Below are 18,842 nucleotides of genomic sequence, written 5' to 3'. Positions count from 1 at the left end.
GGTGCGCCCCGGCAGGATCGGTGTCCACGCCTTCCTGATGGCGGTCTCCCTCGCCTTCCTCGCCCCGCTGCTGCTCGCGGTGTACGCCTCGCTCCGGCCGTACGACGAGACCTCCGCACACGGCTACTTCTCGCTGCCGCGCCACCTGTCCCTGGACTACTACCGTCAGGCGTTCTCCGATTCCGGCATGACGAAGTACTTCGTCAACACCATGATCATCGCAGTCCCGGGTGTGATCATCACCCTCTTCCTCGCCTCGTTCGTGGCTTTCGCGCTGGCCCGGCTGAAGATGCGCGGCGGGCTCGTCCTGCTGATGCTCTTCACCGCCGGGAACCTGCTGCCGCAGCAGGTGATCGTCACGCCCCTGTACGTCGTGTTCAATCGCATCCCGCTGCCCTACTGGATGTCCGACTCGATGACGATGTTCGACTCGTACTGGGCCGTCATCGTCGTCCAGATCGGCTTCCAGCTCGGTTTCTGCGTCTTCGTCCTGGCCAATTTCATGCGCACGCTGCCGCAGGAGATCCTGGAAGCCGCCATCGTCGACGGCGCGGGCGTCTGGACCCAGTACCGGCGGATAACCCTGCCGCTCTGCCGCCCCGCCCTGGCCGCACTCGGCACGCTCCAGTTCACCTGGATGTACAACGACTTCCTCTGGGCACTGGTCTTCATCTCCGACGGCGACAAGCTCCCCATCACCTCCGCGCTGAACAACCTCAGGGGGCAGTTCTTCACGGACTACAACCTGCTTGCCGCAGGCTCCGTCATCGTCGCACTGCCGACGCTCGTGGTCTTCCTGCTGTTCCAGCGCCACTTCATAGCGGGCCTCACCCTGGGCTCCAGCAAGGGGTAGCGGATGACCAGCGAAGAACCGGAAGCCCGCTCGGCTGCTCGTGCCTGCCGTGGAACAGGTGGCTTCGTATGTGGTCGGCGAGTGGTGCAACCAGCCAAACGCCCTCGGGGTGCGCTTCTCGCCGGGTGATGTCTAGTCTTGATTCAGTGGTCCACGAGGCATGCCGGAGCGGTGCATACGGCACCCCGGCGGTCGGACACACTCTTCGTCCCGCGAGGGTCGCCGTCGACACCTCACGGACTTCCTCCCAGAGGGAAGAGGAATCGGTATGAGTTCACATCGCATCCGCATGAGCGCCGCAGCGATCACCGCTGCGGTGGCCCTCCCGCTCTCGCTCGGCGCGTTCGCCCCGCAGGCGTTCGCCGACAACGCGGCGTCCAGCCCCTCCAGCACACCGAGCCCGTTCGGGCCGGGATGCTCCTCGCTGCCGCACAGCGGCAAGGGCAGTGCCACCGGCATGTCCAAGGAACGTGTGGCCACGGCAGCGGCCAACAACCCCAAACTGACCAAGCTGGCACTTGCGTTGAAGGACGCAGGGCTCACCACCAAGCTCAATGACGCGAAGCACATCACGCTCTTCGCTCCCACGAACGCGGCCTTCGACAAGATTTCGAAGATGAAGCTTGCCGGCCTGCTCAAGGACAAGGGGCAGCTGAAGAAGGTCCTGACCTACCACGTCGTGGACAAGACCATCACCCCCAGCGAGCTTCCCAACGGCAGCTTCAAGACGCTGGAGGGCTCCATGCTCAAGACCACCGGGTCGGGCACGTCGTTCAAGGTCAACGACACCGCGAAGATCGTCTGTGGGGACATCAAGACGGCCAACGCCACCGTCTACCTCGTCGATAAGGTCCTCATGCCTCCGTCCTAGGGTCCCGCACCGGGACGACGATCGGCCATCGCCGTGAAGAGGGCATCGACAGGTGTCTGTTCACAGCCGATCCCGTCGCCGTCCCGGTCGAGGCGCCGCCCGTAGCCGGGCTCTCCCGTGTGGATGGGGCGGCGCCGGCTGCGCGGACGGCGGTGCACTTGGCGTAGTACGCCGAGCTGCTGCCGCCACCACCCGAACCGGATCCACCGGATGTACCGCCGTCCCCGTCCCCGTCCCTGTCCCTGTCCCTGTCCGCCGGCGTGGCGGTCACCGTGATGGTCCTGGTCTTCGTGACGGTCGCCGCCGGCTCCGGGCTCGCGGACACCGTCTCGGTGGCGGCCGGTGCCGGAGTGGCGGCCACGGCGCGGCTTTTGCGTCGGCCGCGTTCTCCGTCCTTGCGGGATCTTCCGCACCACCGATCCCCACGCCTGTGAGGTTGTCGTCGACGGGCATCGTGCTCGGTCGACGTGATCGTCCATTCCGGATTGCTTGCGAACTCCAACTGCTCCGTCAGGTCCGCATGGACGGCGGACTGGTGCAGAGGGGCGTCGCACGCGAGCATCCGGCGGGTCCTTTCGGGTAACAGCATCGCCACAGACGGGTTTTCGCGGCAGGGTGTTGCGGGCAAGCCACAGGGGGCTACGGAAGAGGGGGAACCGTGATCGTCTGGATCAACGGTGCGTTCGGCGCGGGGAAGACGAGCGCCGCGCGCGAGCTGGTCGATCTGATCCCGCACAGCACGCTCTACGACCCCGAGCTGATCGGCGCGGGGCTGCGGTATCTGCTGCCCCAGAAGAGACTTGCCGAGGTGACGGACTTCCAGGACCTGCCGATCTGGCGGCGCCTGGTGGTGGACACCGCCGCGTCTCTGCTCGCCGAGGTGTCCGGGGTGCTGGTGGTGCCGATGACGCTGCTGCGACAGGAGTACCGCGACGAGATCTTCGGAGGGCTCGCCTCCCGGCGCATTCCGGTGCGCCACGTCCTGCTCTCACCTGAGGAAACGATCCTGCGCGAACGGATCGCCGACCGGGTGGAGTTCGCCGACGACCCGGAGCACAGCGAACGGATCCGGCAGTGGGCCTACGAACACATCGAGCCCTACCGGGCGGCGCTCGGCTGGCTGGCCCGCGACGCCCACGCCATCGACACCAGCGCGCTCACCCCGTACGAGACGGCCGAGCGCGTGGCCGAGGCGGTCCGCACCGGAGCGGCCACCGCGTGCGAGATCGTGCAGACACCCGAGCCGACCGCGGAGACCGTCGCGGCCGGCGTGCTGCTCTTCGACGAACACGGCCGGGTGCTCCTCGTGGACCCGACGTACAAGCCCGGCTGGGAGTTCCCGGGCGGAGTGGTCGAGGCCGGCGAGGCACCGGCCCGGGCCGGAATCCGTGAGGTGGCCGAGGAGATAGGCATCCATCTCGACCGGGTGCCGAAACTCCTCGTCATCGACTGGGAAGCGCCCGAACCACCCGGCTACGGAGGGCTGCGGATGCTCTTCGACGGCGGTCTGTTGCCCCGTGCCGACGCCGAACGGCTGCTGCTGCCCGGCTCCGAACTGCGCGGCTGGCGGTTCGTCACCGAAGAGGAGGCGGCTACCATGCTGCCCCCCACCCGGTACGAACGGCTGCGCTGGGCGCTGCGCGCCCGGGAGCGGTCAACCGTGCTCAACCTGGAGGCCGGAGTCCCGGTCGGCTGAGGCGCGCAGCACCGCGCCGGCGTCGACGGTGAGCGGATCGCCGTGTCCGAAGCAGGCCGTGGCCGGTTCCAGCGCGGCCGCCGCCGGATCGACATCGCCCGCGTCGATCAGGGTCAGGTCCGCGCCGTCGCGCCACAGCGGCGGGTGGTCCGGACCCGGTCCGCCGCGGACGGAGCGGCGGACCGGTCAAGCCCTGCGAACAGGAGATCCGCAGGAACACGGCGCGATCAGTGACGTGCAGTCAGGCCCTCTTGGACTCCGCGTAGTCCCGCGGGAACATGCGATCAGTGACGTGCAGTCAGGTCCTCTTGGACTCCGCGTAGTTCCGCAGGAACAGCGCCTCGGCGAGCGACAGGCGTTCCAGTTCCTCCGGCGACACGCTCTCGTTCACCGCGTGGATCTGCGCCTCCGGCTCGCTCAGGCCGATCAAGAGGATCTCGGCCTCCGGGTAGAGAGCGGCGAGGGTGTTGCAGAGCGGGATGGAGCCGCCCATGCCGGACGTCTGCATCGTCTCGCCGGGGTAAGCGACTTCCATCGCCTGTGCCATCGACGAGTACGCCGGGCTGGAGGTGTCCGCGCGGAACGGCTGGCCCTGGCCGACCTGTTCCACCGACACCCTGGACCCCCAGGGGGCGTGCGCCTCGAGGTGGGCGGTCAGGAGCTCGGTCGCCACGGCGGCGTCCTGGCCCGGCGGCACACGCAGGCTGATCTGCGCCCGTGCGCTCGCCTGGAGCGAGGGGGTCGCGCCGACCACCGGCGGGCAGTCGATGCCGATGACGGTGACGGCGGGCCGGGCCCAGATCCGGTCGGCGACCGTGCCCGTGCCGATCAGTCCGACGCCGTCGAGGACCTTCGCGTCCTTGCGGAACTCGGCGTCCGGGTACTGCAGTCCGTCCCATTCGGTGTCGGTGGCGAGACCGTCGACGGTCGTGGTGCCGTCCTCGGCGCGCAGCGACGCCAGCAGATGGATCATCGCGGCCAGCGCGTCCGGGGCGGCGCCGCCGAACTGGCCGGAGTGCAGGTTTCCTTCGAGGGTGTCGAGCGTGACGCGCAGCATCGTCATGCCGCGCAGCGTCGCCGTGACCGTCGGCAGACCGACCCGGAAGTTGCCGGTGTCGCCGATGACGATCGTGTCGGCGGTCAGCAGTTCGGGGTGTGCCTCCGCGTAACGCTCCAGACCGCCGGTGCCCTGCTCCTCGGACCCCTCGGCAATCACCTTGACGGAGACGGGGACGCCGCCGTTCGCCTTCAGGGCGCGCAGGGCGAGGAGGTGCATGATGAAGCCGCCCTTGCAGTCCGCCGAACCACGGCCGAACCAGCGGCCGTCCCGCTCCGTCAGCTCGAACGGCGGGGAGAGCCAGGCGGACTCGTCGAGCGGCGGCTGCACGTCGTAGTGCGCGTAGAGCAGTACGGTCGGGGCGCCGACCGGACCGGGCAGGAAGCCGTACACCGACTGGGTGCCGTCGGGGGTGTCGAGCAGGGCGACATCCTGGAAGTCCTCTGCGCGCAGCGCGTCGGCGACCCAGTTCGCGGCCGCCTCGCACTCGCTCTTCGGGAACTGCGCGGGATCCGCCACCGACTGGAAGGCCACCAGCTCGGCCAGCTCCGTCTTGGCGCGGGGCATCAGCGAGGCAATGGTCTCGGAGATCGGACGGGCGGTCATGGGCACGCTCCTCGTGGGTGCGACGTTATGTGTACGAATCCGGCTACATGCATACCGAGTGTGCGGCGGTACATGAAGGACGAACGTACGGTCGATCCTCCCACAGCGGGGGGCGGGCCGGGCGCGCCGTAGGATGCCGTGAGCAGTATGGGCCACTGGTGGGATCGGGAGCAGAAGCACATCGTGAGCAGCGAGAACGCAGACGCCGGGCATGAGCACGAAGAGTCGTCCGTGTGGGACGTCGTCGTAGTCGGTGGCGGACCGGCCGGAGCCTCCGCGGCATACGCGGCGGCGGTCGCCGGCCGACGGGTACTGCTCCTCGAAAAGGCGGAACTGCCCCGCTACAAGACCTGTGGCGGCGGCATCATCGGGTATTCGCGTGATTCGCTGCCGCCCGGATTCGAACTGCCGCTGCGGGACCGGATCCACGCGGTCACGTTCTCGCTCAACGGCAGGCTGGCGCGTACCCGTCGCTCCAAGCGGATGCTCTTCGGGCTCATCAACCGCCCCGAGTTCGACGCGGGACTGGTCGAGGAGGCGCAGAAGGCGGGCGCCGAACTCCGTACCGGAGCGACGGTGACACGGGTCGAGCAGCACGGCGCCGCGGTGCCCGACCGGCGCACGGTCGCCCTGGTGCTGTCCGGCGGCGAGACGGTGCTTGCCCGAGCGGTCGTCGGCGCGGACGGCAGCGCGGGGCGGATAGGTGCTCATGTCGGGGTGAAGCTCGACCAGGTGGACCTCGGCCTGGAGGCGGAGATCCCGGTTCCGGAGACGGTCGCGGAGGACTGGGCGGGGCGGGTGCTCATCGACTGGGGCCCCATGCCCGGCAGTTACGGCTGGGTGTTCCCCAAGGGGGATGTCCTCACCGTCGGCGTGATCTCGGCGCGGGGCGACGGCGCGGGCACCAAGCGGTACCTGGAGGACTTCATCGCCCGGCTCGGTCTCGCCGGCTTCGAACCGAAGATCTCCTCCGGGCATCTGACGCGCTGCCGCAGCGACGACTCGCCGCTGTCGCGCGGGCGGGTGCTGGTGTGCGGCGACGCGGCGGGACTGCTGGAGCCGTGGACCCGCGAGGGCATCTCCTTCGCGCTCCGGTCGGGGCGGCTCGCGGGTGAGTGGGCGGTGCGCATCGCGGAGTCGCACGATGCGGTGGACGCCCGGCGCCAGGCGCTGAACTACGCCTTCGCCATCAAGGCCGGCCTGGGTGTCGAGATGGGCGTCGGACGGCGCATGCTGAAGCTCTTCGAGCGCCGCCCCGGGGTGCTGCACGCGGTGCTGACGGGTTTCCGCCCGGCCTGGAACGCGTTCGCCGGGGTCACCCGGGGAACGACCTCGCTGGCCGAGCTGGTCCGTACGCATCCGCTGGCGCAGCGGGCGCTGTCCGCGATGGACCGTTAAGGGCCTGACACCCGGGGCGTCCGGGGCGCTTGGAGTGCCGGGTGCCGGGTTGCCCGGGAGGGACTGGCCGCTACGGGTCAGGCCTCCACGGTGATCCGGAAGACGGGGTGGTCCGGGCAGGCTGCCAGGAGCTCGGCGTCCGTGGACTGCGCGGTGACGCCCTGGAAGTACTGGTTGACCTGCCACCCCCACCGCTCCAGGTAGGTGCGGACGACGAGCGCCTTCTGCTCGTCGTCCGCGATCTCCACGGCTGTGAAGGTGCGGACCTTCCGGCCCACTCGCAGTTCGCCGCCGCCGGCCGCCCGCATGTTGCGCACCCACTGGGAGTGGCCGCGCGCGGACACCAGGTACTGCTCGCCCCTGTGGGTGTGGGGGTTCACGGGGATGCGCTGCGGCTGCCCGCTCTTGCGACCGAGTACCGACAGTTCGGCCGAGCCCTGCAGGCTGACGCCGTGCCGGGCCAGCCAGCCGACGACGCCGTTCATCCGGACATTGAAGGCGTTGCCCTGAAGGTAGTACGGCTGAGACATGGTGACTTCCTCTCAATGTGAGAGCGGTGCTCTCGCTTGAGAGCAGTGTGTACAGGGTCGGCGCTCAAAAGCAAGAGCGCTGCTCTTGTTGTTGGTCGGTGCTCTCTATCCGTGGCAGACTGAAGCCCATGAGCACTGTCCGGGGAGCCAGGGAACGGGCCCGTATCGAGGTCACCGCCGCGATCAAGGGCGAGGCGAAGAAGCAGCTGGCGGCCGAGGGCGCCGCGAAACTCTCACTGCGCGCCGTCGCGCGGGAGCTCGGCATGGCGTCCTCCGCGCTCTACCGCTACTTCCCGAGCCGGGACGAGCTGCTCACGGCCTTGATCGTCGATGCGTACGACGCCGTGGGCGAGACCGCCGAGGCCGCTCACCGGGCCGCCGTCAACGAGGCCGCCCCGCACCTCGCACGTTGGACCGCGGTCGCCCGCGCCGTACGCGAGTGGGCCCTGGCCCACCCCCACGAGTACGCACTGATCTACGGCTCGCCCGTGCCCGGCTACAGCGCACCGCAGGCCACGATCGGACCCGCCTCCCGCGTCGGCCGCGTCCTGATCACCATCGTCGGCGACGCCTACCGCACGGACGGTCTCGCCGTGCCGCCGCTCGCCGCCGAGCTGCGCGCCGAGGCCGGGCGGATGGTCGCCGAATTCGCGCCCGACCTTCCTCCGGGCGTCGCGGCCCCACTGATCGCCGCCTGGTCACAGCTGTTCGGGCTGATCTCCTTCGAGATCTTCGGCCAGTTCAACCGGGTGGTGGAGGCCCGGGAGGTCTTCTTCCGGCAGGCTGCCGGCGAACTGGCCCGCACGGTCGGGCTGCTCGGCCCCCGCGGCAGCTAGTGCCCCTCCAGGCAAGCTTTGCCCCGTCGCGCCGTCCAGCACGGACTCCCCCAAGGCATTGAGGGCCAGGGGGACCCCCTTCCGCGTTGGCCGAAAGCCCTGGTAGCTCCTTCTCCAAGCTCTCAACTCCGTTCGAGCAGGGGAGACCCCAGCCAAGGACTTCCGGCCGCCTCGCGATCGCACGCACCGGACGACGCTCCTTCCGGGCAAACACTGCCGGTCACGGCACTGGGGTCTTCCGTTCGGACCGGGCCGGATCGCGGCGGCGCCGGGGCACGCGAAACAGGCCTGATCGCCGAACGGCGGACCCGGGACCGGGCGTCGCCCTCCACCGGTCCGTACACCGTCCTGCAGCGGTGTGGATATGGTCCTTCAGCGGTCCCCGTACGTCGTACTCCACAGGGAGTACGGATGATCACCACGCCCGGCTGACGCCTGCGCCGTGGTCCGCCGTCTAGCGTGGCCGCCATGGAAGAGCAACGCTCACACCGGGGCCATGTCGGGCCGCCGCGGTGGCTGACAGGGGAACCTGGACACTCCGCCTCCCGGCTGCCCTGGCCATCGACGCTCCTGCTCGGTGCCGTCGTCATGATCGGTTCGACCATCGCGGCCCGGGGGCAGATGGACGAGCGGGCGCCGCTGGATCTCTTCGCGCGGCTGCTGCTCTTCCTGGCCGTCGCCGTGCTTCTGCTGCGCCACCGCCACCCGGTGGTGGCCGTCTTCGGGGCGTCGGCCGCGGCGATGGTCTATCTGGCCGCCGGGTATCCGTACGGGCCGGTTTTCCTGGCTGTCGCCGTGGGCTGCTTCAGCGCCGTCGTCGCCGGGCACCGGCGGGCCGCCTGGTCGGCCGTCGGCATGGTGTGGCTGGGACACGTCCTGGTGGCCCACTGGCTCTACCGCTGGCTGCCACCCTCCGGCGGCCACGCCGCACCCTGGGGGCAGGAACTGGGTATCGCCGCTTGGGTGGTGGCCATCGTCGCCGCCGCCGAGTTCGTCCGCGTACGCCGTGAGCAGTGGGCGGACCAGCGCGCGGAGCGGGAGGCCGCCCAGCAGCGCCGGGCCGACGAGGAGCGGCTGCGGATGGCGCGTGAGCTCCATGACGTCCTGGCCCACAGCATCTCCGTGATCAACGTCCAGTCGAGCGTCGGGCTCGCGTTGCTGGACTCCGACCCCGAGCAGGCCCGTACCGCCCTCACCACCATCAAGGCTGCCAGCAAGGAGGCGCTGGGCGAGGTCCGTCAGGTCCTCGACACGCTGCGCACCCCCGGAGACGCCCCCAGGGCCCCGGCTCCCGGACTCGACCGGCTCCCCGAACTCGTCGAACAGGCGGCGAGCACCGGACTGACCGTCACCGTCGAGACCGACGGGGTACGGGACGCGGTACCGCCCGGCGCGGATCTCGCCGCTTTCCGGATCGTCCAGGAGGCGCTCACGAACGTGGTCCGGCACTCCGGATCGCGCACCGCGCAGGTGCGGATCGGCTACGAGCCCGGCCGTATCCGGCTCCGTATCGACGACGAAGGGCCGGCCACCGGAAACGACGCGGGCGGCAGCGGCAACGGACTGGCGGGTATGCGGGAGCGCGCCGCCGCGCTGGGTGGCACGATCGAGGCCGGCTCCCGGGCCGACGGCGGCTTCCAGGTGTGGGCCGAGCTTCCGCTGCTGTCCGACTCACCCGGCGCGACAGCGCCCAAGGAGGAGACACCGTGATCCGCGTACTGCTCGCCGACGACCAGCTGCTGGTCCGGGCCGGTTTCCGGGCCCTGCTGGACGCCCAGCCCGACATCGAGGTGGCGGGCGAGGCCGCGGACGGTGCGGAGGCCGTACGCATGGTGCGCGAGCTGCGGCCGGACACCGTCCTGATGGACATCCGGATGCCGTGTCTCGACGGCCTCGCCGCCACCCGCGCCATCACCGAGGACCCCGGGCTGCGCGATGTGAAGGTGGTCATGCTCACCACCTTCGAGCTCGACGAGTACGTCTTCGAGGCGATCCGCTCCGGCGCCTCCGGCTTTCTCGTCAAGGACACCGAACCGGAGGAACTGCTGCGGGCGGTACGAGCGGTGGTGGCCGGCGACGCCCTGCTCTCGCCGGGGGTCACCCGCCGGCTGATCGCCGAGTTCGCTGCCCGGTCCAAGGAACCTGCAGCGGCCACCGGTCTGGGCGAACTCACCGAACGGGAAAGGGAAGTGATGGCACTCGTCGGCATAGGGCTCTCCAACGAGGAGATCGCCCGACGGCTGGTCGTCAGCCCGCTCACCGCGAAGACCCATGTCAGCCGCACCATGGTGAAGCTCGGTGCCCGCGACCGGGCTCAACTCGTCGTGCTCGCCTACGAGTCGGGGCTCGTCCGCCCCGGCTGGCTCGGCTGACCCGGCGGACCCCGGGAGGTGTGGCCGGTCGGGCCAGGGCCTTGTGACCCCGGGCCTGGAGTTCGCGCGGTGACCGAGGGCCGAGAACTCCTCCTCGGCCACCGCGTGTTCCTCCTCGGGAGGTCAGTCCCGTACGGACACCTTCTGCGCGGCAGGTGCGGCGGACGTCACGGATGCCGCGGCCGCCGCGGCCCGGTCCCTCGCGGACGAGGCGACCAGCACGGTGTGCTGCACGGGCCGGCCGCGCCGCAGTCCGGTCAGCGTGATCAGCAGCCCAGTGAGGGCGACCGCGGTCACCACGACCAGACCCGGCCGGTAGCTGTCCAGGACCGCCTGCCGGGATCCGTCACCGCTGCCGTGCGCCGTGATCACCGCGGTCACGATCGCCAGGAAGATCGCCCCGCCGACCTGGATCGAGGTGTTCAGCAGGCCCGAGACCATGCAAAGGACGGCGTCGTGTGCCGGGGGATGTGCGGCGAGGACCGCCGGGGCGTCAGGGTCGAGCTGACGGTGAAGGGCCGGGCGCGCCATGCCGAGGTGAAGCCGCTGCAGAGGTCCGTGCTCGCCCGGATGCTGAACGGGCCGGGGGACTGAGCGCCTCGTCCGGCGTCGTCTCGCCCCGGCCCGCCGACGGGATCAGATCCCGGAGTTCTCGGACCAGATCCGCGCCGGCTCAGGGTCTCCGCTCACGGTGATCGCCGTGAGCGGCAGCCGGTTCCACAGCGTCAGATAGAGCTCTTCGGCCGTAGCGGTCAACTCGCAATCCACGGCGACTGCTTCGGATGACGCGTCATCCCGTGCGGTCTGTGGCGGTTCTGGCGAGAGTCGTACGGTCCAGGCGGCGTCGGTGTCCGTTGCCCGCACCCGCAGGGAGCGCGGTGTGTCGGTACGCACCCTGCTCCTCGGGCGGCTGTGGAAGCCGCGCAACAACTCGTCGATGCCGTCCGTCGCGTGCTCGGCCGTCACCGGTGACAACCGCCCACCGCGCGCCGATTCCGCGTCCACCCGGTGAATCGTGGTCTCGTGCGCCTGTCGCCGGGCCCAGAACGCCAGCGGCGACGGGGCGGGCATGATGGTCCAGCACTCCAGTCCGGCCGGTGCGGTCTTCAGTGCGTCGACCAGGAGGCCGTGGCCCTCGCGGAACCAGTCGATCAACCGGGTTCCGTCCAGATCCGGTTCCGCACCGGCGGGGTGGTACGAAGTGTGGCCCTCGACGACGAAAGCGGTCGCCCAGCGGTGCACCCGCCCGGTGTGCCGGAGCAGGTCGCGTACCCGCCAGTCCGGACACGTCGGCACGGGCGCCCCGGTTCCCGCTTCCTGTGCGGCGGCGGCCAGCAAGTGTCCTTCGCCTGCCAGGGTGTTGATGTGATCCGTGATCTCCATGGTTCTGATTGTGTCAGCGACCCGTGCCGCCCGGCGGGGCGTTTGCGCAGCAGGGCCGGTCTCTCAGGCGTGCGCCGCGTTGCGTGCCCCGTATCCCAGCGCGGCGGCCGCGATGGCCAGCAGCGCCACTGTGGTGAGGGCCAGCGGCAGGGAGAACCAGTCGGCCAGGAAGCCGATCGCGGGCGGCCCGAGCAGCATCCCGCCGTACCCGAGCGTCGACGCGGCGGCCACTCCTCCGGGCCCGGCCAACTCGCCCGCCCGGCCCACCGCGACGGGGAAGATATTGGCCAGACCGAGACCGGTGACGGCGAAACCGAGGAGTGCCGACCAGGTGGTCGGGGCGAGTGAGCCGAGCAGCATCCCGGCGGCGGCCGTCGCACCGCCGGTGACGAGGGTCCGGGTCTGGCCGAGCCGTTCGAGCAGTGCCGTACCGCTGAGCCGACCGGCCGTCATGGCCAGCGCGAACAGGGAGTATCCGGCGGCGGCGACGCCCGGGTGGGCGTGCAGGTCCTGTTCCAGGTGGAGGGCGCCCCAGTCGGCCAGCGCGCCTTCGCCGTACGCCGTGCAGAGCGCGATCACACCGAACAGGAGCACCATGCGGCGGGCCCGCCCGGCAGGCCGCGGTACCGCGGCGGTGTCGGCCGTGGAGGCGGGCCCCGGTGCCGGAATGCGCAGCAGCGCCGGTCCGGCCGCCACGGTGACGAGGAGTCCGACCCCGGTGAGGACGAAGAGGTGCGTGGCGGGGGAGAGGCCGCCCGCGACCAGGCCGCCGAGCCCGGCGCCGACCATGCCGCCGAGGCTGAACGCGGCGTGGAAGCTGGGCATCACGGGGCGCCGCACGGCGGCGACCAGGTCGACGGCCGCGCTGTTCATCGCCACGTTCATCCCGCCGTACGCGGCGCCGAAGGCCAGCAGCACCAGGCCGAGCGCAAGCGCCGAATGCGTCCGCGCGGGCAGGGCGATGCTCAGGGAAAGGAGGATGCCGCAGACCACGGTCACCGGATGGCTGCCGAAGCGCCGGCACAGTCGGCCGGTGAGCATCATGGTCACCACGGCCCCGGCGGATACGCCGAGCAGGGCGAGCCCCAGAGTGGCGGCCGAGGCACCGGTCTGGTGCTTGATGGCCGGGATGCGGACCACCCAGCCGGCGAAGAGGAAGCCGTCGAGGGCGAAGAACACGGTCAGCGCGGTACGGAGGCGGGCCGACGAAGGTGGGGCGGTGTTTCCGCCCGGTTCCCCCGGCAGGGCCGTCCGCAATTTGTTTAGTTGCGGCACAAACTCAGCATAGGGGCGTCCGGACAACGGGCGCAAGACGGCTGCCTGCCGCGGGCGCATGAGGCGCACGTGCGCCACCGGGGCGTCGGCAACACCCGCGGATCATGGGAGACTCGCCCCCATGAACGGCAAGGTGACCACCACCCGGACAAAGTTGGAGAGGGGCCGCAGCGCGCTCGGACCCGCGCTGGAACTGGTCCATACCGGACGCGCGCCCACCCGCGCCGTCCTCACCTCCGAACTCGGCGTCACCCGGGCGACGGCCGGTGCGGTCGCCGCGGAACTGGAGGCGCTCGGTCTGATCCGGGTCGACTCCAGGCCGGGCTCCGCCGCCGGCTCGCAGGGCCGCCCCTCGCACCGGCTGGCCATCCGGGAGTCCGGCCCCGTCGCCATCGCCGCCCAGGTGCACGCCGACGGGTTCCGGGCCGCGCTCGTCGGGCTCGGCGGACGGCTCGTCGCCACCACCCCGAGCTGTGCCACCGTCACCGCGGACCCGGCCCAGGTCATCGGCGACGTCGTCGACGACTGCGCCCGGCTGCTGCGGGAGAGCGGACTGCGCTGCGTCGGCGCGGGCCTCGCGGTGCCGTCCGCGGTCGCCGAACCGGAGGGCACCGCACTGAACCCGCTGCACATCGCCTGGCCCGCGGGCGCCCCGGTGCGCGAGATCTTCGCCGACCGGGTACGGGAAGCGGGCATCCCCGGACCGGCGTTCACCGGGAACGACGTCAATCTCGCCGCACTCGCCGAGCACCGGCACGGTGCGGGGCGCGGCGCCCAGCATCTGCTGTGTGTGGCCACCGGCCACCGCGGCGTGGGTGGGGCACTGGTCCTCGACGGCCGTCTGCACACCGGGAGTTCGGGACTCGCGCTGGAGGTCGGGCATCTCACGGTGAACCCCGAGGGCCGGCCGTGCTACTGCGGCGGTCGCGGCTGCCTGGACGTCGAGACCGACCCGCTGGCCTTCCTGATCACGGCACGTCGCGAACCCGGTCCGGAGGAGTCCCTGCTCAAGCAGGCCGGCGATCTGCTGCGTACGGAGTACGAGGACGCGGCGGTGCGAGGCGCGGCCGAGGCGCTGATCGACCGGCTCGGCCTCGGGCTCGCCGGGCTGGTCAACATCCTCAACCCCGACCGCATCATCCTCGGCGGACTGCACCGAGCCCTGCTCGACGCGGATCCGGAGCGGCTGCGCGCGGTGGTGGCCGACCGCAGCCTGTGGGGGCGCAGTGGCAGTGTGCCGATCCTGCCGTGCACGCTCGACCACAACAGCCTGGTGGGCGCGGCGGAACTCGCCTGGCAGCCGGTGCTGGACGATCCGCTGGCCGCGCTTGCGTGACGGCCCCGGGACGGCCGCTCGGTGCTCAGCCGCCGGACGACTTCGACGATCAACGCCCGTGCCGGCCGCCCCAGGCGGATCGCATCCAACGCCGCCTTCCCGAGGGTCTGTTCGAGGAGCAGGCAGGAGGACGGGCACTCTCCCACACCGCCGTATTCCGTGTGATGTGCGTGTGCCGTCCGCCCCTCGGGCGTAACGCGGGGCGAGCAGCGAGAGCAGCCCACGGGCGCCCGCGTCGAACGCGTCCGTCGAGTCGGCGGCGCGGGCCGGCACGTAGTCGCCCTGTACCGTCGCCACGATCGGCGCCACCACGTCCTCGGCGACGAGGGGACAGGTGACGAGCGGACGGGTGAACCCGCCCCGGTCCAAGCCCTCCCGGACGATCGCGGCGAGCCGACCGCGCAGCCGGCCGATCGTCTCGTCGACGGATGCTCGCAACTTCTCACGCGCGATGACATCCGGATCCGTCGTCAGACCGACCGGGCAGCCGCGCGGCACCTCGCGCTCACGCAGGAGATACGCCGGGATCCGCTCGTACGCCGTCCCCGGTCCGTCGAGCGGCGGCCCCGCTGTCCCACGCACCTGCATGGCCGTACGGCGGATGGCCCGAGCGCCGGATCGGGCCTGCCCGCGAAGTGGTGGTGCATGCTGCCCCGGCCCGCGCCCGCATGCTGCTGGACGGCCTTGGGGCCGGTGCCCAGGCAGCCGCCCTCCCACAGGAGCTTTCGGGTGGCTTCGATCAGGCGGTCCGGAGTGCCCTTGACTCCGCTGTGCGTAACAGTAGGTACGGAATCCGGTGATCTCGGCCGACAACGAGAGCAGCCGCGGATCCGTCGTGTACTCCCGAGGGGGTACGCGCACGGCCGCTGGCCGTACGACGACTCGGGACCCCTCCCGGGTCCAGGCTCGGAGTCGTCAGGAAAACCTGACCGCGAATCCTGAACCGAGGGAGCTGACCGAGATGAACACCCTGGCGTACAGCGGTGGACCCGGACCCTGGATTCTCCTCTTCCCGCTCTTCTGGGCGGCCGTCGTCATCGGCGGCGTCACTCTCCTGCGCCGCACGGTACGGCGCGGCCGACGCGGCCCCTGGCAGGCCAGTGCCACCCAGGAGAGCCCCGCCGAACCGTCACCGATCACGCTGCTCGGCCGCCGCTTCGCGGCCGGGGAGATCGAGGAGGACGAGTACTGGCGCCGGATCTCCGTCCTCGACGAACAGTTCGGCCGCGGCAGCAACGGGGGAGTGGCATGACGACCACCGTCCCCACCTCCGAACCCAACCCCACGTCCGCCACCGCCGCCGCGGCCCGGGTCGTCGACGCCGTGAAGCTCTACGGCACGGGAGACACCCGGGTCAGGGCCCTGGACCGGGTGAGCGTCGACTTCCCGGCCGGCCGCTTCACCGCGATCATGGGGCCCTCCGGCTCCGGTAAATCCACCCTCATGCACTGTGCGGCCGGACTCGACACCCTCACCTCCGGCTCCGCCTTCATCGGCGACACGAACCTCAGCGCCCTCGACGACCGAAGGCTCACCCTGTTGCGCCGGCAGCGCATCGGCTTCGTCTTCCAGTCCTTCAACCTCCTGCCGACGCTGACCGTCGCGGAGAACATCACCCTGCCCATGGATCTCGCGGGCGAGCGCCCCGACCCGGAGTGGCTCGACGCACTGATCGACACCGTCGGACTGCGGGACCGGCTGCACCACCGGCCCGGCGAACTGTCCGGCGGACAGCAGCAGCGGGTGGCCGTGGCGCGGGCCTTCGCGGGCAGCCCCGATGTCGTCTTCGCCGACGAACCGACCGGCAACCTCGACTCCCGCTCCAGCCAGGAGGTGCTCGGGCTGCTCGGCAGCACCGTCCGGCAGACCGCCCGTACGGTCGTCATGGTCACCCACGACCCGGTGGCCGCCGCCCACGCGGACGAGGTCGTCTTCCTCGCCGACGGCCGGCTCGTCGACCGGATGCCCCACCCCACGGCGGAGCGCGTACTCGACCGCTTCAAGTCCTTCGCCCCCCAGCCCTCACGAAGGCGGTGACGCCGTGACCAACCCCCGGGCCTCCGTGCGCCTGAGCATTTCCTCGCTCAGTGCCCACAAGCGCCGCTTCGCCGGCACCTTCGTCGCCGTCCTCCTCGGCGTCGCGTTCCTCACCGGGACACTCGTCATGAGCGACACCCTGCGCGCGAGCTTCGACACCATGTTCGGCAACGCCACCGCGGGTACGGACGCCGTCGTGCGAGGTTCCGACGTGATCACCGTCGCCGGTGAGTCCCGGGGCACCCGGCAGCCGGTGAGCACCGCGCTCGTGAAGAGGATCGAGCACACCCCCGGGGTTGCCGCGGCGGCCCCCGACATCCAGGGCGCCGGCCAGCTCATCGGCTCCGACGGCAAACCCGTCGGCGGCCAGGGGCCGCCCACCCTCGCCGGCAACTGGATCGACGACCCGGAGCTCAACCCGTACCAGCTCGCCGCCGGACGCGCCCCCGCCGCACCCGGTGAGGTCGTCATCAACCGCGGCACCGCCGACCGGGGCGGGCTCAGGATCGGCGACACCACCGTGCTGCGCACCCCCGACCCCGTACGCGTCACGATCGTCGGACTGGCCACCTTCGGCGACCAGGACGGCATGGGGCAGGTCACCTACACCGCGATGACGCAGTCCGACGCCGAGGAGCACCTCACGCCGAAGCCCGGCGAAGCTTCCACCATCCAGGTGCGCGCGGGCCCGGGCACCAGCCAGCAGGAACTCGTCGACGCACTGCGCCCCGTGCTGCCCAAGGGCGTCGAGGCCATCACCGGGCAGGCCTCGGCCGCCGAGGACCGGGACATGATCTCCGGCGCCTTCCTCAGCCTGTTCACCACGTTGCTGCTGGTGTTCTCCGGGATCGTGCTGCTTGTCACCGCCTTCTCCATCCACAACACCTTCGCGATCGTCGTCGCCCAGCGGACTCGCGAGAACGCCCTGCTGCGCGCGCTCGGCGCCTCCCGCGGCCAGGTCGTCGGAGCGAGCCTCGTCGAGGCGGGCGCGGTCGGTGTGACCGCTTCCGCCGCGGGTCTGGCCGGCGGCATCGGGATCGCCGCCGGGCTGCGGGCGCTCTTCCCCGCCGTCGGATTCCCGTTCCCCGCGGGCCCGCTGGTGATCGGTGCCGGGTCCCTGCTGCTGCCGCTCGCCGTCGGTTTTCTCGTCTGCCTCGCCTCCGCCCTCCTGCCCGCCGTCCGGGCCGGCCGCACCGCTCCGCTCGCCGCCCTGCGCGAGAGCGCCGTGGACGACTCCGCGGCATCCCGGACGCGTACCCTGGCCGGGCTCGTGCTGCTGGCCGCCTCCGTCGGCACCATCCTGACCGGTGTGTCGGCAGGCCCGTCCGGCCCGCTGTCGGCCGCCGGTGCGGTACTCGCACTCGCCGCGTTCGTGGTGCTCGGGCCGGTCGCCTCCTCGTACGCCGTACGGTTCCTCGGTGCTCCGCTCGACCGGCTGCGCGGCGTATCGGGCCGGCTGGCCCGGCGCAACGCCCTGCGCAGCCCCCGACGGACCGCGTCCACCGCGACCGCGCTGATGATCGGCGTCGCCGTGGTCTCCCTGTTCACCGTCTTCGGCGCCTCGCTGAAAGCCACCATGAACCAGACGGTGGACCGCTCCTTCGCGGGCGACGTCGCCATCAGCGCCCCCGCCTTCGGGGCGGGCGGCAGCGGCCTCAGCCCCCGGCTCGCCCCGGCCGTCGACCGGCTGCCGGAGGTCGCGACCGCGGTCGGCCTCGGCAAAGGAGTCGCCGAGGTCGACGGCGCCGGACGCGCCCTCACCGTCACCGACCCGGCCGCGCTCGGCAGGGTCTTCGACCTCGGCCGGGTCGACGGATCGCTGAACGGGCTGGGCACGAACGGGATCGCGGTGTCCGGCACGGAGGCCGGCAAGCGCGGATTGCACACCGGCTCCACCGCACGGCTCACCTTCACCGACGGCGCCCGGCAGAACTTCACGGTCCGCGCCGTCTACGACCGGCCGGAACTGGCGGGCGACTACGTCATCACCCGCCAGGCCTGGGCCCCGCACCGCGCCCAGGACTCCGACTCGCTGATCGCCGTCTCCTTCAAGCCCGGCGTGTCCACCGCCGACGGCAGGGCGGCGGTCGCGAAGGCCGCGGCGGCGTACGGCAACCCGGACGTACAGACCCGCAGCGAGTACGCACAGTCCTCGGCCGGCGGCATCGACATGATGCTCACTCTGGTCTACGCCCTGCTGGCACTCGCCGTACTGATCGCACTGCTGGGCATCGCCAACACGCTCACACTGGCCGTCCACGAACGCACCAGGGAGCTGGGCCTGTTGCGGGCAGTCGGGCAGACCAGGAGCCAGCTGCGGTCCATGGTCCGCTGGGAATCCGTCCTGGTCGCCGCGTTCGGCACCGCCGGCGGTCTGCTGCTCGGCGGCTTCCTCGGCTGGGTGCTGGTCGAGGCATCCGCCGGCGGCACAGCCTTCTCCTTCGCGCTGCCGCCGCTGCGGCTCCTGGTGATCGCCCTCGTGGGGATCACCGCCGGGGCGCTCGCGGGCCGGCGGCCGGCCCGCCGGGCGGCACGGTTGGACGTGCTCCGCGCGATCGCCGCCGAATAGCGCACGGAAAGGGAGGAGCGGGG

Annotated in this window: 17 protein-coding genes and 2 pseudogenes; 12 read left to right on the top strand and 7 right to left on the bottom strand. The window is 71.3% G+C overall.

All coding sequences use genetic code 11. The annotated features are described in order from the left end of the window. The first annotated feature begins 1 nt into the window (after window position 1). Together ACFU8Q_RS25700 and ACFU8Q_RS25695 are read left to right on the top strand one after the other, a co-directional pair. Complete coding sequence (locus ACFU8Q_RS25700; protein WP_384457841.1) at window positions 2-853, top strand: carbohydrate ABC transporter permease; 852 nt, start codon at window positions 2-4, stop codon at window positions 851-853. A 268-nt stretch (window positions 854-1,121) separates the two neighbouring features. Beyond that, the gene (locus ACFU8Q_RS25695) at window positions 1,122-1,724 is read left to right on the top strand and encodes a fasciclin domain-containing protein (RefSeq protein WP_384457839.1); all 603 of its coding nucleotides are present in this window, start codon (window positions 1,122-1,124) and stop codon (window positions 1,722-1,724) included. Here ACFU8Q_RS25695 and ACFU8Q_RS25690 read toward each other — a convergent pair. Then, complete coding sequence (locus tag ACFU8Q_RS25690; protein ID WP_384457837.1) at window positions 1,721-2,203, bottom strand: excalibur calcium-binding domain-containing protein; 483 nt, start codon at window positions 2,201-2,203, stop codon at window positions 1,721-1,723. The genes ACFU8Q_RS25695 and ACFU8Q_RS25690 overlap by 4 nt on opposite strands. Window positions 2,204-2,382: 179 nt before the next feature. Between ACFU8Q_RS25690 and ACFU8Q_RS25685 the strand changes: the two genes are divergently transcribed. Next, window positions 2,383-3,420 (top strand): NUDIX domain-containing protein, encoded by a 1,038-nt coding sequence (locus ACFU8Q_RS25685; protein ID WP_384457835.1) that lies wholly within the window; start codon window positions 2,383-2,385, stop codon window positions 3,418-3,420. A gap of 298 nt (window positions 3,421-3,718) precedes the next feature. Here ACFU8Q_RS25685 and ACFU8Q_RS25680 read toward each other — a convergent pair whose 3' ends face one another. After that, on the bottom strand, window positions 3,719-5,083 hold the full coding sequence (locus ACFU8Q_RS25680; RefSeq protein ID WP_384457833.1) for a dipeptidase: 1,365 nt from the start codon (window positions 5,081-5,083) through the stop codon (window positions 3,719-3,721). 183 nt (window positions 5,084-5,266) lie between these two features. Between ACFU8Q_RS25680 and ACFU8Q_RS25675 the strand changes: the two genes are divergently transcribed. Then, window positions 5,267-6,481 (top strand): geranylgeranyl reductase family protein, encoded by a 1,215-nt coding sequence (locus ACFU8Q_RS25675; RefSeq protein ID WP_384457831.1) that lies wholly within the window; start codon window positions 5,267-5,269, stop codon window positions 6,479-6,481. A 77-nt stretch (window positions 6,482-6,558) separates the two neighbouring features. Here ACFU8Q_RS25675 and ACFU8Q_RS25670 read toward each other — a convergent pair whose 3' ends face one another. Beyond that, window positions 6,559-7,011 carry a nitroreductase family deazaflavin-dependent oxidoreductase gene (locus ACFU8Q_RS25670; protein WP_384457829.1) on the bottom strand — a complete coding sequence of 151 codons (453 nt, stop codon included), beginning with the start codon at window positions 7,009-7,011 and terminating at the stop codon, window positions 6,559-6,561. Between the two features lie 128 nt (window positions 7,012-7,139). Between ACFU8Q_RS25670 and ACFU8Q_RS25665 the strand changes: the two genes are divergently transcribed. The 3 genes from ACFU8Q_RS25665 to ACFU8Q_RS25655 all read left to right on the top strand — a co-directional run bounded on the left by ACFU8Q_RS25665 (window position 7,140) and on the right by ACFU8Q_RS25655 (window position 10,219). Next, complete coding sequence (locus ACFU8Q_RS25665) at window positions 7,140-7,847, top strand: TetR/AcrR family transcriptional regulator (RefSeq protein WP_384457827.1); 708 nt, start codon at window positions 7,140-7,142, stop codon at window positions 7,845-7,847. Window positions 7,848-8,315: 468 nt separating this feature from the next. Next, window positions 8,316-9,557 (top strand): sensor histidine kinase, encoded by a 1,242-nt coding sequence (locus ACFU8Q_RS25660; RefSeq protein WP_384457825.1) that lies wholly within the window; start codon window positions 8,316-8,318, stop codon window positions 9,555-9,557. After that, the gene (locus tag ACFU8Q_RS25655; RefSeq protein WP_384457823.1) at window positions 9,554-10,219 is read left to right on the top strand and encodes a response regulator; all 666 of its coding nucleotides are present in this window, start codon (window positions 9,554-9,556) and stop codon (window positions 10,217-10,219) included. The genes ACFU8Q_RS25660 and ACFU8Q_RS25655 overlap by 4 nt, the downstream gene beginning before the upstream one ends. A 123-nt stretch (window positions 10,220-10,342) precedes the next feature. Here the strand turns inward: ACFU8Q_RS25655 and ACFU8Q_RS25650 are convergent. Further along, window positions 10,343-10,660, bottom strand: a pseudogene (locus tag ACFU8Q_RS25650) (MFS transporter); the annotation flags it as partial. A 15-nt stretch (window positions 10,661-10,675) separates the two neighbouring features. On the opposite strand from ACFU8Q_RS25650, the gene ACFU8Q_RS25645 reads away from it, so the two are divergent. After that, window positions 10,676-10,813, top strand: a complete 138-nt coding sequence (locus ACFU8Q_RS25645; protein WP_384457821.1) for a hypothetical protein — start codon at window positions 10,676-10,678, stop codon at window positions 10,811-10,813. Between the two features lie 42 nt (window positions 10,814-10,855). On the opposite strand, the gene ACFU8Q_RS25640 is transcribed toward ACFU8Q_RS25645, so the two are convergent. Together ACFU8Q_RS25640 and ACFU8Q_RS25635 are read right to left on the bottom strand one after the other, a co-directional pair. Continuing rightward, window positions 10,856-11,602: a maleylpyruvate isomerase family mycothiol-dependent enzyme gene (locus tag ACFU8Q_RS25640; RefSeq protein WP_384457819.1), complete on the bottom strand. Its 747-nt coding sequence runs from the start codon at window positions 11,600-11,602 to the stop codon at window positions 10,856-10,858. Window positions 11,603-11,665: 63 nt separating this feature from the next. Further along, window positions 11,666-12,877, bottom strand: coding sequence for an MFS transporter (locus ACFU8Q_RS25635; protein WP_384457817.1), 1,212 nt, complete (start codon window positions 12,875-12,877; stop codon window positions 11,666-11,668). 121 nt (window positions 12,878-12,998) lie between these two features. Between ACFU8Q_RS25635 and ACFU8Q_RS25630 the strand changes: the two genes are divergently transcribed. Beyond that, a complete protein-coding gene (locus tag ACFU8Q_RS25630; RefSeq protein ID WP_384457815.1) occupies window positions 12,999-14,213 on the top strand; it encodes an ROK family protein in 1,215 nt (404 codons plus the stop codon). A gap of 198 nt (window positions 14,214-14,411) precedes the next feature. Here ACFU8Q_RS25630 and ACFU8Q_RS25625 read toward each other — a convergent pair. Then, window positions 14,412-14,956: pseudogene (locus ACFU8Q_RS25625) on the bottom strand (TetR/AcrR family transcriptional regulator); the annotation flags it as partial. A gap of 218 nt (window positions 14,957-15,174) precedes the next feature. Here ACFU8Q_RS25625 and ACFU8Q_RS25620 point away from each other — a divergent pair. Genes ACFU8Q_RS25620 through ACFU8Q_RS25610 form a run of 3 tightly spaced genes read left to right on the top strand, consistent with a single transcriptional unit; the run spans window position 15,175 to window position 18,819 of the window. Continuing rightward, window positions 15,175-15,465: an SHOCT domain-containing protein gene (locus ACFU8Q_RS25620; RefSeq protein ID WP_384457813.1), complete on the top strand. Its 291-nt coding sequence runs from the start codon at window positions 15,175-15,177 to the stop codon at window positions 15,463-15,465. After that, entirely contained in the window at window positions 15,462-16,250 is a 789-nt protein-coding gene (locus tag ACFU8Q_RS25615) for an ABC transporter ATP-binding protein (protein WP_384457811.1), read from the top strand. Before ACFU8Q_RS25620 ends, ACFU8Q_RS25615 begins: the two co-directional genes overlap by 4 nt. A gap of 4 nt (window positions 16,251-16,254) precedes the next feature. Continuing rightward, window positions 16,255-18,819 (top strand): ABC transporter permease, encoded by a 2,565-nt coding sequence (locus ACFU8Q_RS25610; protein WP_384457809.1) that lies wholly within the window; start codon window positions 16,255-16,257, stop codon window positions 18,817-18,819. Window positions 18,820-18,842 lie beyond the last annotated feature (23 nt).

It is taken from the genome of Streptomyces sp. NPDC057543 (assembly GCF_042801895.1).
GTDB lineage: Bacteria > Actinomycetota > Actinomycetes > Streptomycetales > Streptomycetaceae > Streptomyces.
This window is presented reverse-complemented; position numbering and strand designations above follow the sequence as displayed.